Annotated in this window: 12 protein-coding genes; 4 read left to right on the top strand and 8 right to left on the bottom strand. The window is 43.7% G+C overall.

Annotated elements, in window-relative coordinates; all coding sequences use genetic code 11:
* The first annotated feature begins 199 nt into the window (after nucleotides 1–199).
* The 3 genes from KHB02_RS21235 (at nucleotide 200) to KHB02_RS21225 (ending at nucleotide 4,481) form a co-directional block, all read left to right on the top strand.
* Nucleotides 200–2,122: an FUSC family protein gene (locus KHB02_RS21235; RefSeq protein WP_213146343.1), complete on the top strand. Its 1,923-nt coding sequence runs from the start codon at nucleotides 200–202 to the stop codon at nucleotides 2,120–2,122.
* Nucleotides 2,123–2,283: 161 nt separating this feature from the next.
* The gene (locus tag KHB02_RS21230; RefSeq protein ID WP_213146344.1) at nucleotides 2,284–3,183 is read left to right on the top strand and encodes a DUF2971 domain-containing protein; all 900 of its coding nucleotides are present in this window, start codon (nucleotides 2,284–2,286) and stop codon (nucleotides 3,181–3,183) included.
* Between the two features lie 299 nt (nucleotides 3,184–3,482).
* Complete coding sequence (locus KHB02_RS21225) at nucleotides 3,483–4,481, top strand: NADP-dependent oxidoreductase (RefSeq protein ID WP_213146345.1); 999 nt, start codon at nucleotides 3,483–3,485, stop codon at nucleotides 4,479–4,481.
* A gap of 195 nt (nucleotides 4,482–4,676) precedes the next feature.
* Here KHB02_RS21225 and KHB02_RS21220 read toward each other — a convergent pair whose 3' ends face one another.
* Nucleotides 4,677–5,003, bottom strand: a complete 327-nt coding sequence (locus tag KHB02_RS21220) for an antibiotic biosynthesis monooxygenase family protein (protein WP_213146346.1) — start codon at nucleotides 5,001–5,003, stop codon at nucleotides 4,677–4,679.
* Between the two features lie 232 nt (nucleotides 5,004–5,235).
* Here KHB02_RS21220 and KHB02_RS21215 point away from each other — a divergent pair, with 232 nt between their 5' ends.
* Nucleotides 5,236–8,394, top strand: coding sequence for a DEAD/DEAH box helicase (locus KHB02_RS21215; RefSeq protein WP_213146347.1), 3,159 nt, complete (start codon nucleotides 5,236–5,238; stop codon nucleotides 8,392–8,394).
* A gap of 856 nt (nucleotides 8,395–9,250) precedes the next feature.
* Here the strand turns inward: KHB02_RS21215 and KHB02_RS21210 are convergent.
* From KHB02_RS21210 to KHB02_RS21180, 7 genes are all read right to left on the bottom strand, one after another.
* Nucleotides 9,251–10,345, bottom strand: a complete 1,095-nt coding sequence (locus KHB02_RS21210) for a sulfate/molybdate ABC transporter ATP-binding protein (RefSeq protein WP_213146348.1) — start codon at nucleotides 10,343–10,345, stop codon at nucleotides 9,251–9,253.
* Nucleotides 10,346–10,364: 19 nt separating this feature from the next.
* On the bottom strand, nucleotides 10,365–11,216 hold the full coding sequence (cysW, locus tag KHB02_RS21205; RefSeq protein WP_213146349.1) for a sulfate ABC transporter permease subunit CysW: 852 nt from the start codon (nucleotides 11,214–11,216) through the stop codon (nucleotides 10,365–10,367).
* 15 nt (nucleotides 11,217–11,231) lie between these two features.
* A complete protein-coding gene (gene cysT, locus KHB02_RS21200; RefSeq protein WP_338088313.1) occupies nucleotides 11,232–12,068 on the bottom strand; it encodes a sulfate ABC transporter permease subunit CysT in 837 nt (278 codons plus the stop codon).
* A gap of 17 nt (nucleotides 12,069–12,085) precedes the next feature.
* A complete protein-coding gene (locus KHB02_RS21195; protein WP_213146351.1) occupies nucleotides 12,086–13,147 on the bottom strand; it encodes a sulfate ABC transporter substrate-binding protein in 1,062 nt (353 codons plus the stop codon).
* Nucleotides 13,148–13,270: 123 nt separating this feature from the next.
* Nucleotides 13,271–13,465, bottom strand: coding sequence for a YezD family protein (locus KHB02_RS21190; RefSeq protein ID WP_213146352.1), 195 nt, complete (start codon nucleotides 13,463–13,465; stop codon nucleotides 13,271–13,273).
* Nucleotides 13,443–13,898, bottom strand: coding sequence for an RrF2 family transcriptional regulator (locus KHB02_RS21185; protein ID WP_213146353.1), 456 nt, complete (start codon nucleotides 13,896–13,898; stop codon nucleotides 13,443–13,445). Before KHB02_RS21185 ends, KHB02_RS21190 begins: the two co-directional genes overlap by 23 nt.
* Before the next feature lie 321 nt (nucleotides 13,899–14,219).
* Entirely contained in the window at nucleotides 14,220–15,134 is a 915-nt protein-coding gene (locus KHB02_RS21180; RefSeq protein WP_213146354.1) for a phosphotransferase, read from the bottom strand.
* Nucleotides 15,135–15,340: the final 206 nt, after the last annotated feature.

Raw genomic sequence — 15,340 nt, 5'->3', positions numbered from 1 at the left:
AAAAATCTCTATACCTTAATTATACAAAAAAGACTGCCAGCAAACCCGAATTTTTTCGAATTTGTCGACAGTCTGAAGCCTAAATCATCCTGTGATTTAGGCTTTTCTATTCCGATAATATAAGCATTATTTCCTCCTTAAAAAAACATTTGGTTTAGAATGTATTTTGTGACTTAAGTTTTAGAAAGAAGTGGTCGGTATGGAGAAATCTCCATCTATATTAAAACAAGCTTTGACCGTTAATAGGAAGCCATTTCCGTGGCTAAAGGCCTTTACTGCAGGGGTGGCTGCGGCTTTGCCTATTTTGATTGGCTTGTTATTTGGCAACCTGGAATATGGATTAATTGCCGGATTGGGCGGATTTACATATTTATATGTGTTTAATGTTCCATACGCTCAAAGAGCGAAAAAGATATTTTGGATTATCATTGCCCTCACTTTTCTTACCGCGTTAGGTACACTGGCGGCCCCTTATCCCATTATGGTAGCGATTTTTATGGGAATCATCGGAGCTGCCGCCATCTTTATTTTCGGAGCATTAAGGATTGCAGGCCCTGCTGCTATCTTCCTAGTACTCGTTTTTGCAATGGTAACAGGAATGCCTCAGGCACCAGAGCTTGCTCCATTAAGAGCAGGCCTAGTCTTCCTGGGCGGGAGTCTATCGTGGATTTTGGCCATGCTTGGCTGGTTTTCTGATCCCCATGGACCTGAAACAGGAGTAGTTAAAAGGGGCCTGTTAGAGCTCGCAGCATTGCTTGATTCAGTAGGGACAGACCGATTCCACGAGTCGCGGCACCGTGTCATGTCAGCCTTAATGGATGCGGACGAAACATTGGCATCAGGGCAAACGCCTATCAGGCAAACGAACTATTTCAAACGTTTATATGTATTAAACAATTCGGCTCATAATATTTTTACTTATTTACTTGAAGATTTTCCAGAACACCAAGCACCACTACCGCCAGAAGCTGCGCAGTCTGTCCGAAAAATAGCAAACTCGTTAGGCAAAAAAAATAAAAGTGACTCTGCTTCTGAAGTCATTTTACAGCCTGAAGAGATGGATGCTTCGGTCGCTCATTTATTTAAATTGATTTATGATGCAGATGCAGTTATGAATGAACCCACTTCCAAAATCAATCAAGTGGTTGAATTCTCAAAGTTGTCACTTAAGACTGTCTTTGGCGGTGCCTTTGATAAAAACTCGATTATTTTTATTGCTGCCATGAGGTTTGGGATCATCACAATCATTGCTGCTATCTTCGCGTTTGAAGTTGGATTTGCCCGTTCCTTTTGGGTCCCATTGTCCTGCGTGGCCGTCATGTCAGGCTACTCCATTGTCGCCACGTTCCATCGTGCCATTCAAAGAGGAATAGGTACATTACTTGGGATTCTGTTTGCCAGCTTGATTCTTTCGATTCATCCTGATGGATACATAATCGCTTTATTAGTTTTACTGTTTACGTTCATTACTGAGCTGTTTATCGTAAAAAATTATGCGTTAGCGGCATTATTTTTCACCCCTAATGCGTTACTCATGGCAGAGAGCACAAGCCACGGGAGCTTTAGCTTTGCCTATTTTGCCTCGGCAAGAATGATGGATGTTTTAATCGGCAGTATCATTGGTCTAATAGGAGTATGGCTGGTCGGGAGGAGGTCCGCCTCAAGCCGCCTTCCTCACTTAATCAGCAAAACCATTCGCAGTCAGTCGCAATTTTTATTTGTACTTTTCTCTGACCAAGGAAAGGGGTTTAATGCTAGAAATAGCACAGAGTTAAAGAAAATGAGAACAAACATTTTGAATTTGAAAATCCTGTATAATACTGCTTCAGGTGAGATTCCAGTCAATCGTGATGTATTAGATTATTACTGGCCGGTGGTCCATTCTATTGAACATCTAGGTTATCTGCTGGAGAATGCAGCTAAACTAAGCAGCCGTCCGATTCTGGCAGATGATGAACTTGCCCAGCTGCTCTTAGCGTGTGAAACGATGGCGATTGCGGCCCATTTGAAAAAAACACCGCCATTAAAACCGATTCCTAAAATAGAATCATTCTTCAGTATCCAAAAAGAGCTCCGTTACTTACAAAAAGCGCTGCAAAATAATGAAGGAGTTCCTTTATAGTGCGGTTTCGTAAAATTTGTCCCAAAAAGCTAAGCGTGGTCCTGAAGCGGCCACGCTTTTAATTTGGAATTCGGAAGTTTTTCCAAAAAACTGACCCAAACCGATATGTTCACTCCAAAAAATAGAAATACTATAAGAAAAATTTGAAGGAGGAGCAGTCTTTGGGACAAGTCATTTTAGACGATTTCAGCCAAGAAATGGCGGAATACTTTAAAGAGCATATTTTTGAAAACCTGGACAAGATTATGCAGGGCCCGCTGCTTTATCATTATACGTCCATGAAAGCATTGAATAATATCCTGGACCGGGAAAAGTGCTTTTGGATTACCCGTGTGGACTTCATGAACGATTACAAAGAGATCGCCTATGTGACGGAAGTAGTTCGGGCGATTATTGGCGAGATTGAGGACAGCAAAGAAAAAGAGACCTTTATTGCCTTATACAAGGATTTTGCCTCCACCGAAAGTTATTATAAGGATTTAAACATCTTCGCCTTTTCCTTAACGGAAAACCCTGATTCGTTGCCGCTCTGGTATAACTACGGGGCGAATGAGGGCTGCAATATCGGAATCGACGCCTCGAAATTTTTTGGGCAATCATTTAACTCACAAATTACCTTTGTTGGAAAAGTGGTTTATGATGAGGAGAAACAAAGGCAAATTGTGAAAGAAGTGATTACCAGACTGCTGAAATTGGTAAGAAACGCCAATTTATCGGAGGAAAGTTTTTCGCGTGTGCTGTTATTTACTTTCGGAACATTAGGCTGCTTTATTAAGCATCCAACCTTTGCCTGCGAAGAAGAATTCAGATTCATTTTCATCCCAAAATCCGATGAACACATCCATTTTCGGGTGTCCCGAGGGGCATTTATCCCGTTTATTAAAGTACCTGTGGTTGACCAAAAAGGTGAATCACGGGAAGGTAAGCTTTTGGTTCGCAAAATAACGATCGGCCCCCGAACCAAATTAGATATTGTCAAGTCCGGGTTAGAATTCTATTTGTCCGTAAAAAAACTGGAAGGGATAGAACTTTGTACGTCTAAAGCCCCATTAAGATTTTAAGAGGCGAACGGTAAATTGGTGCTGTTCGCTTTTTTCTACTGATATGAAGAGTTGCTGTGTACAGTGTGGGCTGAGTGTTACAATGTTTGGGGCTCCCTAGAAGGGGATGTTAAGGGCAAAGCAGCGTGCAAACTGGAGTCAATATAACAAGGCGAAACAAGAAATCAATCATTCTTACAACTCCTTTGGATTTGAGTTTGATAAACTCAGTATATACGAATTTTGTTAATCCATTTTGGAGGAATTGTAAATTTATTGTCAATTTTATTCCGATAACAGAAGGGAAGATAAACTACAAAATGAAAGCAATGGTCATAGATCGATATGGTAAAAATGTTCCTTTACGCTTAATGGAGAGACCGACGCCTCTGGTTGGTGAACATGAGGTGTTGGTTGAAATTCATGCAGCCAGCATTAATCCTGTAGATTTTAAAATTAGAGATGGAATCGTGAGGCTGCTCGCGAAATATGAATTTCCTTTAACGTTGGGGAATGATTTTTCGGGGACGATCATCCAGGTGGGATCGAAGGTAACAAAGTTTTCAATCGGAGATGAGGTGTATGGCCGGCCTAGAAAAACCAGAATCGGGACATTTGCTGAGATGGTTGCTGTTCACGAGGATGATATCGCCTTAAAGCCAGGTAATCTATCCTTTGAAGAAGCTGCCTCCATCCCGTTGGTGGGATTAACGACAATTCAAGCTTTTGAGATGATGGGGCTTAAAGCAGGACATAAAATCTTTATACCTGCAGGTTCAGGTGGGGTAGGCACCTTTGCAATCCAACTGGCTAAAGAAATGGGGGCATTCGTGGCAACTACTGTCAGCGAAAAGGGGTACGACCTCGTTAAGTCCTTAGGGGCGGATGTAATCGTTAATTATAAAAAAGAAAGTTTTGCAGAGATTTTAAAAGATTACGATGCAGTATTTGATACGGTAGGAAAAGATACGCTGATCAAGTCGTTTGAAATTTTAAAACCGCCTGGAAAAATTGTTTCCATTGCCGCATTGCCTGATGCCAAATTTGCTAGAAAAGAAAATTTAGGTTTATTTCGAATGATTCTCTTTTCACTCGTCAACCTCAAAACTGCATCATTAGAAAAGAAGTATAACGTAGAGTATCTCTATCATTTCATGAAACCAAGCGGTAAGCAGTTAACCTTTATTAAAGGTTTAATCGAGCAGGGCAAAATCATCCCTGTAATCGACCGAGTTTATCCGTTTGTCGATACACAGGAAGCATTGGATTACGTGGAAACAGGACGAGCCAAGGGGAAGGTTATTGTTAGGATAAAGTAGAGAGGGCACTGAATCTTTTGTAGAGCTAGTATAATTGAAACGCTCTTTTCTGATAGATTGTTGCTTATAAGGGTCGCTCTTACGGACAAAATTCTCTTTGGAATCGATCAAAATGTCCGTAAGCCCCGCTCCTACGGACAAAACTCACTTTGGAATCGATCAAAATGTGGCTAACACTCTAAGCAATGTGCGCCACTATTGATCGAAAGAGTAAGCTCTCTCCACCCTGCAGATTCTCACTTTGTAATGCTTATACCAATCAGTTTGGCCCTTTTCCTGCGCCGCTTTATGTGCTGTATGTTCCTTCCATGCCTTTATCGCCTCCAAAGAGTCCCAGTAGGAGACGGTAATTCCAGTCTCTTTGTCACGGGCACTTTCAATTCCTAAGAAACCTTTTTGCCTTGAAGCTAATTCGACCATTTTTTCAGCCATCTTCTCGTAACCATTGTCACCATCGGTTCGTACCGATGTAAAAATGACCGCATAGTATGGTGGTGTTGGAGTTTTGTCGGTATTACTCAATGTTCGTTCCCCCTATCTACTTTGATGCTCAAACATAAGCCTTGAATCATTCTTTCCTTATTAAATCAATTGTGCTTTAAAAGGAAAATAAACCAAAAGTTGTATTTGATCTTTATATATGATTATAAGGTTGGAACAAATGATAAAGTCTCCCGTATTTCCTTATGTATGAATTTGGGCTGCCCTTATGATAAAATCGTAATATTGAAATCTCTAAGGAAGGAGAAACCACATGAACATAGAGTTAAATTATAAAATCATCACAGATATGTGTGGCGCAGTCTCCTTCAAAAGAGGAGATTATTTTTATCGGACGAATAAAGTGACCTTCACGGAATATGGTCTGTATCGCTGTCAGGCGACAGTTGATGGCGATTTTCATGTAACTGTTGAAACGGATGCAGATGGTGAGATTCGTACAAATTGCAGCTGCCCAAAGCTAGCTTCTTTTCAAAAGGATTGTCAGCATATTGCGGCGGTTTTATTGGCGATATACGATCATCAACGGCAAGGAACAACACCGAATTTACTGAATCAGGAGCTGACCGCCAGTTTGCTGACTATTTTCGATAATAAGCCCGTCCAGACCAGCGGACACCAGAATTATTTTGAAAAAAGAACCGTGCTGGATGCGAGGTTTAGCTGTAAACCAGTCGCTGCAGGCGAGGGCCGGCGTATTCTGGGCATTGAGATAGAGGTAGAAGAGAACGAGGTTCAAAATATCAGAGAGTTTTTGGACAAGGTCAGTAGTGGAAATCGATATGTTCTATCGGATTCCTTTACTTACGACCCGAGCCTTCATTGCTTTCAAAAAGAAACCGATGCCGTTATTCAGCAGCTGATTAACATGGTTCGAGATGAACAGGCTTATGGAAAGGAAGCTTTGGATCCGCAAGTCCTGCCGATTTCGGCATCCTTATGGGACCGGCTCCTGCCATTACTTATAAAGGCTCCCAGGGGCAAAATACAGTACAATGGCCAAACCTATGAAGAACTCCAGCTGTCAGACGGTTCGCTGCCATTACAGTTTGCTTTTACGGAAAATCTACTGGTGGTTGAAGGATTTGACCAGATACTAATTTTGGAAACCTATCGCTCCGTTCTTTACGACGGGAAAATAACACAATTGAAGAATCAGGATTTCCAGAGGTTATTGGAACTAAAACGAATGCTCCATGGTTCCGGGACCAACAAAATCCCTATCCCGCACGAACAAATTCCGTTTTTTCTTGAAAAAGTCGCCCCGGGATTAAAAGAGCTGGGGCAGGTGCAGATTGCCGATTCCATCACAAAAACCTGGATGAAAACACCGTTGAAGGCCAAGCTCTACTTAGATCGGGTGAAAAACCGGCTCCTTGCCGGAGTCGAGTTTCACTATGAACACATGTTGATCAATCCGCTTGAGGGAAGGGAACTTCCGGCAGGCTCGATGATTGTAAGGGATGTCGAGAAGGAAGCGGAGATCTTGCAAATCATGGAGGACAGCTCATTCGCCAAGACGGATGGGGGCTATTTTTTGCATAATGAGGATCTTGAGTACGAATTTCTGGTCTATGTCGTACCGCGGCTGCAAAAGCTTGCCCAAATTTATGCGACCACGGCTGTCCGCAGTCGAATTTTTCGAGAAAATGTTTTTCCGAAAATCAGGGTGAAGGTAAAGAGGGAGCGGACCAATTGGCTGGAATTCAAGTTTGAAATGGACGGTATTTCCGACAATCAGATTCGCGATATCTTGAAGGCGCTCGAGGAAAAACGGAAGTATTATAGATTGCCGAATGGCTCTCTGCTATCCTTGCAAACCAGGGAATTCGAGGAGATTCAGCGGTTTCTCCATTCACCACTTATGAAGGCCGGTGACTTGGAGAATGGACTGGCCTTGCCTATCGAACAGTGTCTGCAGCTGCTGGATACGGTGGAGGTGAGCGATGCCTTTAAACTGGAGGAATCCTTCAGGAAGTTTATGGAACAGCTCCGAAACCCGGGCAGCCTGGACTTCAAGGTTCCTCGCAGCCTTGAGCCTATTCTCAAAGATTATCAAAAAGTTGGCTTTAAATGGATGAAAACACTCGCTCACTTTGGCTTCGGGGGAATCCTGGCCGATGATATGGGACTGGGAAAGACGATTCAAAGCATCGCTTTTATTGTCTCAGTGCTGCCGGAAATTCGCGAGCAAAAGCAGCCGGTCCTCGTTGTCTGTCCGTCCTCTCTGACCTATAACTGGCTAAGCGAGTTCAGGAAATTTACCGGGAACTCCCAACTGCGGGCAGTGGTCATCGATGGTTCAAAGGAAGAGCGGACCAAGCAGCTTCAGGATCTTTCCGATGTCGATGTCCTTATCACTTCCTATCCATTACTGCGTAAGGACATCCTATGGTTTGAAAAACAAACCTTTCATACCGTGTTTTTTGACGAGGCCCAGGCCTTTAAAAATCCGTTGACGCAAACAGCCCGGGCGGTAAAAAAGCTTCATGCCCATCATCGTTTTGCGCTGACTGGAACGCCGGTTGAGAACTCATCGGAGGAGCTGTGGTCGATTTTCCATGTCGTTTTTCCAGAACTTTTCCTTGGGCTGAAGGAATTCAGCCAGCTGACCCGAAAGCAAATCGCTCGGAGAATCCGGCCATTCTTGCTGCGCAGGATGAAGGAGGATGTCTTATCCGAACTCCCTGGAAAAATCGAATCGCTAGTAGCAGTTGAACTGCTACCCGAACAAAAGAGGTTGTACGCCGCTTATTTGGCCAAGCTTCGGCATGATACATTAAAGCATCTGGACAAAGACACGATTCGAAAAAATCGCATCAAGATTTTAGCAGGGTTGACACGCCTGCGGCAGATTTGCTGCCATCCGGGCTTGTTCGTAGACGGCTATCAAGGCGGGTCGGCAAAATTTGACCAGCTCATGGAAATATTAGAGGAATCACGGCTTTCTGGGAGACGGGTGTTAATTTTTTCACAGTTTACGAAAATGCTGGCGTTGATTGGACGGCGGTTAACGGCAAAAGGACAACCATACTTTTACCTTGATGGGCAGACTCCATCTGAAGAGCGGGTGGACATCTGCGAACGGTTCAATCACGGTGAACGTGACCTTTTCCTAATTTCCTTGAAAGCAGGGGGAACCGGCCTTAATCTGATGGGGGCGGATACCGTTATTTTATATGACACTTGGTGGAACCCTGCTGTTGAGGAGCAAGCCGCGGACCGTGCGCACCGGATGGGCCAGCAAAATGAGGTTCAGGTGATCAAGCTTGTTGCCCGTGGCACCATCGAGGAAAAGATTAATGAACTGCAGGATAAAAAGAGGCACTTAATAGAGGAAATCATTGATTCGGATGAGAAAGCGATGGGGACACTGACGGAAGAGGATATTAGAGAGATACTGATGATATAGTTGTGTGGGGGAACCTAGCTGGGCAATTTTTTAATCGTACTATCGTATATAAAGACTTTATGCTCCCGAACCGGCTGATTTACCAAACAACCGGTCGCATAGAAAGGGTCTATGCGACCGAACTGGTGGATTTACTAAATGTCCGGTCGCATAGAATGGGTTTATGCTCCCGAACTGGCGCATTTACCAATCGTTCGGGTGCATAGAAAGGGTTTATGCTCCCGAACTTGCGCATTTACCAATCGCTCGGGTGCATAGAAAGGGTTTATGCTCCCGAACTTGCGCATTTACCAATCATTCGGGTGCATAGAAAGGGTCTATGCACCCGAACCTGCGGATTAACCAAACGTTCGGTCACATAGAAAGAGTCTATGCTCCCAAACCGACGTATTTACCAAACGTTCAGTCGCATAGAAAGGCTCTATGCTTCCAAACCGACGTATTTACCAAATGTTCGGTCGCATAGAATGTTGCTATTCGACCGAATAAGAAAAGCCACGTTAACCCGGGTAGTTATGAAAGCTTTATAACGCCCAAACGAGAAAGGCCGCGCCATCCCGGGTAGTTATGAAAAGCTTTATAACGCCCGAACGAGAAAGGCCGCGCCACCCCGGGTAGTTATGAAAGCTTTTATAACTACCGAACGAGAAAAGCTGCGCTACCCAGGTAGTTATGAAAGCTTTATAACGCCCGAACGGGAAAAGCCGCGCCATCTCGGGGAGTTATGAACGCCTCATAACGCCCGAACAGGAAAAGTAGCCTCGTTCCGGGTAGTTATGAACCCATTATAACCTCCGAACAAGTAAAGAACCTCCACCCCGGGTAGTTATCAAAAAAACAATTCAATATACCTCTATTACGTAAATGCCGAAAAAGCCCCAGCAGCTACCTTTTCCATTACTTTTGCATGATCAGGATCCTGTTTAGCCTCAAACACAACGATATTTTTAAAATCAGCATAAAGAATATCACCTTTTTTAAATGGACCAAGTTTCCGAAAGCTGTCCCCTGTTAATTCCGCTTCAAAAAAATCCTCCGTATCAATACGTTTCAGGACAACCCGGAGAGTGGAACCAACCGCATTGACATGGGACACTTCTGATGCCACACTGTTCCGGTTGGAAAACCTGCTCAACCCAATCTCATGGGGGCGAATATACCCGACCGTATCCACCGCCGCATCCCTCGCAACTGCAACATCATTATACAAAGCAGCCCCACTGAATTCGTTCACCCGGCCCAAAAAGCTATAAACAAAGGCATTTGCCGGTTTTTCATAAACTTCCGCAGGAGAACCAATTTGTTCAATTTTCCCATGATTCATCACCACAACAGTATCGGCCATCTCAAGTGCCTCTTCCTGATCATGTGTCACAAAAACAGTGGTAATATTAAGCTTTCGATGGATTTCCCGTAACCAATGGCGCAGCTCCTGCCGAACCTTTGCATCCAACGCTCCGAATGGTTCGTCGAGAAGAAGCACCTCAGGTTCCACGGCAAGCGCCCGTGCTAGCGCAATCCTTTGTCTCTGCCCACCTGAAAGCTGGGAAGGATACCGGTCGGCAAGGTGCTCAAGCTGTACCAGCCTTAATAACTCCAGTACTTTATCCTTGATTTCACTCTTGGAAGGACGCAATTTGCGAGGCCGCACCTTCAACCCAAAGGCGACGTTCTCAAAAATGGTCATATGCTTAAACAAGGCATAATGCTGAAATACAAAGCCAACCTTGCGTTCTTTCGCAGTTTTGAAAGAATAATCAACACCGTTGAAAAAGATCGAACCTGTATCTAACCCCTCCAATCCTGCAATCAGTCTAAGAAGGGTGGTCTTCCCAGAACCAGATGGACCAAGTAATGCCACAAAATCCCCGGTTGGTATTTCTAGGTTAATATCTTTGACGGCCTCAAAAGCACCAAAAGTTTTCGTTATGCCACTGATTGTAATCCCCATATGGTAATCTCCCTCTCTACTATTTCTTTGTTTTCCATTCCAAAATACTTTTAAAAACTAACGTAACAAGCGCAAGCAGTGCCAGCAGGGAAGCGACGGCAAAGGAGGCGGTAAAGTTGTATTCGTTATACAAAATCTCAACATGAAGAGGGAGGGTATTGGTAAGCCCTCTGATGTGGCCGGACACAACCGAAACGGCGCCAAACTCACCCATCGCCCGGGCATTACAAAGAATGACTCCATAAAGCAATCCCCATTTAATATTCGGTAGAGTCACTCGGAAAAACATTTGCCACCCGCTTGCACCGAGCGTTATCGCTGCTTGCTCCTCCTCCGTACCCTGCTCCTGCATAATTGGAATTAACTCGCGAACTACAAACGGGAAAGTCACAAAAGTAGTGGCGAGAACGATTCCCGGTACGCTGAATATGATTTTTAAATTATTTGCTTCTAGTAACGGACCAAACACCCCATTTGAACCATACAACAACACAAACACGAGACCAGCAATGACTGGGGAAACAGCAAACGGAATATCAATCAGGGTAATCAGGATATTCTTCCCCTTAAAATTAAATTTTGCGATTCCCCAAGCGGCAATGACGCCGAAGATGGTATTCAAGGGAACGGCAATAGCCGCGGTAATGAGCGTAAGCTTAATCGCCGAAAGAGCATCAGGCTCTATGATGGCCGCGAAGTATAACTCGATCCCTTTTTTCAACGCCTCAGTAAAAACAGCAATTAGGGGAATGAGGATAAAGACTCCTAAGAATCCGAGGGCTGTTCCAATCAGTAGCCATTTCCTTATCGGAGCCAGGGCAAAACGGCTGGCTCCTGGACTTTTTAGATGGACATGTTCTCTAGCAATCATATTTTTCAAACTCCTCTAGGTCACTTGATGTTTCCTTGCCGTTCTCCATTGCCAAAAATTAATTAAGAATAATAGAAGGAAAGAGATGACGAGCATGACGGCGGCAATGGCAGCGGCACCCCCGTAGTTGTATTGCTCCAATTTTGTAATGATGAGCAGGGGGACAATTTCCGTTTTCATCGGCATGTTGCCGGATATGAATACGACCGACCCATATTCACCCAAGGCCCTCGCAAAGGCAAGGGCAAAGCCTGTCAACATGGCCGGGAAAATGGCTGGGAAAATTATTTTGAAGAAAATTTGGGCCGAAGAGGCACCAAGTGTAGCGGCGGCCTCTTCGAACTGTTGGTCCAATTCCTGCAAGACCGGCTGGACTGAACGGACCACAAAGGGGAGCCCGATAAACGTCAACGCAATCATGATGCCATACTGTGTATAGGCAATCTTCACCCCGGCAGCTTCGAAATATTGACCAATCCACCCATTCGGAGCATAGATGGCGGTTAGCGCTATGCCTGCAACTGCAGTCGGCAGGGCGAAGGGCAGGTCGACAAGCGCATCAACGAATCGTTTCCCAACGAAGTCATATCTTACTAATACCCAGGCGATTAGCGTTCCAAATAGGACATTCACCATTGCAGCAACAAAGGAGGTGTAAAAAGTCAGTTTATAGGAAGCTACGACTCTATCATCCGTTATAGTCTCCCAAAATTCGGCCAAGCTGATGGTAGTTGCTTTTAAAAATAAAACCGCAATCGGGATTAGGACAATCAGACTGAGATAAATGACCGTATACCCCATTGAGAGTCCGAACCCCGGGAGTACCCGGCGGCGCTTAGATTGATTAAACACGTGAAAGCCTCCATTCATTACGGTTTATAGATTTGGTCGAAGATGCCTCCATCATCAAAGTGAGTTTTTTGGGCTTTCTTCCAGCCACCAAAAACTTCATCAATCGTAAATAGTTTGATATCAGGGAACTGGCTGGCATATTTTTCGGCGACATCTTTATTGCGCGGACGGTAAAAATTCTTCGCGGCAATTTCCTGTCCTTCAACTGTATATAAATAGTCAAGATAAGCTTTTGCCACTTCTTCGGTCCCATGCTTTTTCGCTACTTTATCGACAACGGAAACAGGAGGCTCAGCCAAGATGCTGACAGATGGATTGACTACTTCAAATTTGTCTTCGCCAAATTCCTTAAGTGCAAGATAAGCCTCATTTTCCCAAGCAATCAATACATCACCGATTCCTCTTTCCACGAAAGTAGTCGTCGAACCGCGGGCTCCGGAATCCAATACCGGCACATTTTTAAAGAGCTTTGCCACAAATTCTTGTGCTTTTTGTTCATCTCCGTTATTTTGCTGCAGTGCATAGCCCCAAGCAGCCAAGTAATTCCAACGTGCACCGCCAGAGGTTTTTGGATTCGGGGTAATAACGGAAACATCTTTTTTCACCAAGTCATTCCAGTCCTTGATTCCTTTGGGATTCCCTTTCCGAACCAGAAAGACAATGGTTGATGTATACGGTGAACTGTTGTCAACTAGCCGCTTCTGCCAGTCGTCCGCAAGTTTGCCTGCTCCGGCAATCGCATCGATATCATAAGCAAGGGCCAGCGTCACGACATCGGCTTCGAGTCCGTCAATAACAGAGCGGGACTGCTTGCCGGAACCACCATGAGATTGGTTAATCGTTACTTTTTGACCGGTTTTCTTTTCCCAATAAGCAGCAAAGCTTTTGTTATATTCTTCGTATAATTCTCGGGTTGGATCATAGGACACATTCAGCAGTTCAATCGGTTTCTTATTGGTTTCCTTAGTGGCAGCATCTTTTTTGGACTTGGATGGTTCAGTTGAAGATTGGATCGAGCAACCGGCGACCTCTACAAGAAACATTAGTGAAATTAGCGTAATTAAGACTTTTTTGAGCATTTTTAACTCCCCTTTTTTTGAATTGGCGGGCTTTTTTCAATAAAAAAAGCCCATTAGTTTTTACATGTACATTGTCACGTACATCTAACTAAAGGGCCTTCGGGGGTCCGATCGGCAGCATATTCATCTTTCGTTTTTCCTGTGGTTGATTACTTGGTTTGTTTTTTTCTGCAATGGCAGCCGATGTCTTTCCAACCGGTCGATTTGCGTGATTTGCGAATCGTGAACGGTGATTTGGACGGTTCCAAATTCTAAGCCTTCCAACAAACTTTCGAGTTTTTCCAGCACTTGCTGATTAAGGTGTATTTTTGATGACAACTAAATCCTCTCCTTTTAATAGACTTATTTTGTTTTCTAACAAATCTTCCAGTGTCGTCCTGTCAAGGACATAGGCAATGGTATCTCTTACTAAGGACCATAGCGGCTTTAACTGACATCCCACCTCTAATGGACATGGTTCATACTTCGTAATGGATGCACATGCCATTGGAGATAGAGGCCCCTCTAATTCTCGGATGATTTCTCCGATATTAATTTCCTGCGGCTCTTTTAGCAGCATGTAGCCGCCTTTTGCCCCTCGTTTACTAGTTACATAGCCTAGTTTTTTTAATTGAAGCAGGATTTGTTCAAGGTAATTAGTGGTTACCAGGGTCTTGTCGGCAATTTCCTGGATGCCGAGGACATTGCCTTGATGACCTCCAAGCATGAGCAAGGCCCTTAAGGCATATTCACCTTTACTGGATACCTTCATGTAATTCCTCTCCTTAATGTTGAGTATTTCAGTCAACATTCACTGCTAAAAATAAATCCCTAAATGGATTGCTGGGACAGGAATGTTACGAACCGGTATTAGCTTTTAATAAATATATGCAATGAGGAAGCGGAGGGCACTTATCCAATTCCTCTAAAGTCAGCCCATTTTAAGATGCTGAAAATAAATTCCGATAATAACTATAGGATTACTTATTTAAAAATATTAATATGCTTTATTTAATAAATCAAGAACTTTTTGAATTTTCTCTGGATAAAAAAACGCCTAGATAATTTATCACTCTAAGCGTGAATGTTATGGTTAATTGTCTAGTGCCAAACCCAATGCAGTCCGGCCTTCGTTTACTAACCGTTCATCCTTCTGGCTATCCCCATACAAAAGCAGCATGATGAGCGAATAGACGGCTCTAAATCTTGCTATCTTTTTGACCTCAAACGATACGTCACCATATAACTGGAAAAAGTAATCCCTGCCTTCCGCCGGAATAAAACTATACGCTATCGACAAGTCGATCGTCGGATTTCCAATATGGGCATCTCCCCAGTCAATCACCGCTGACACTCTGCCGCTGTCATCGACCAGCATATTTCGAATATGAAAATCACCGTGTACTAATGTTTTGCTATCATGCTCAAAAGGTTTCTCAACCGTTGAAAGAAATAACTGCAGCCGCCCTAGTTCATGTCCGCCAATCAAACCTAAATCGACAGCCTTTTCGATGTTTGCTTCCAGCATAGGCTTTCTTTTTAAAATATCAGTCCGACCAAGCTCGTCATAAGGAACGCCGAGCTTTTCCGCTTTGTTTATCGGAAAAGCGTGCAGTGTTTTTAAAAATTGAGCCAATGGTTCTACTGACAGCATCCGCTGTTCTGGAGTTAAGCTGGACAAAGTCTTTCCGCCTAAAAGTTTGTACCCGGAAAATGGCCATAGAAAGCCGCCCTCTGGCATACCTAGAAAAATCGGATCCGGCACCGGGATTGATAGCATTGGTGCCACGACCGGAAGCAGCCGGTTCTCAACCTGAAGCAACTTAACCGCTATTTCACGCCTAGGAAAACGAAACACAAACTGCTCATTTACCAGAAACACAGAATTGTCGAATCCTTCACCCAATACCTGTAAACTTACAGGTTTCAACTGCGGAAACTGTTTTTCAATCAGCCTAACTGCTTCTTCAACAAAAATAATCCTCTCAGGCGACCATGGCACACTCATTCATTAAACCTCCGATTCCATTATTCAAATTATATTATTTCTAACGCAGGAAATATAATAGCCGTTTTAAACAAGAATCGACAACAAGAACCTACAATCTTTTAATTGGACGTGAGGTATAGTTTAAATTGAGTGCATCTAAGTACAGGCAGTTCTTTTTAAAAGTTAAAGATCAATAACCCATACCAAATCTAATTAAGGAGGCT

This window comes from Neobacillus citreus (genome assembly GCF_018343545.2).
Lineage (GTDB): Bacteria > Bacillota > Bacilli > Bacillales > Cytobacillaceae > Neobacillus > Neobacillus citreus.
Note: the sequence above shows the minus strand (reverse complement) of the source record. Positions and strands in the feature narration are given on the sequence as shown.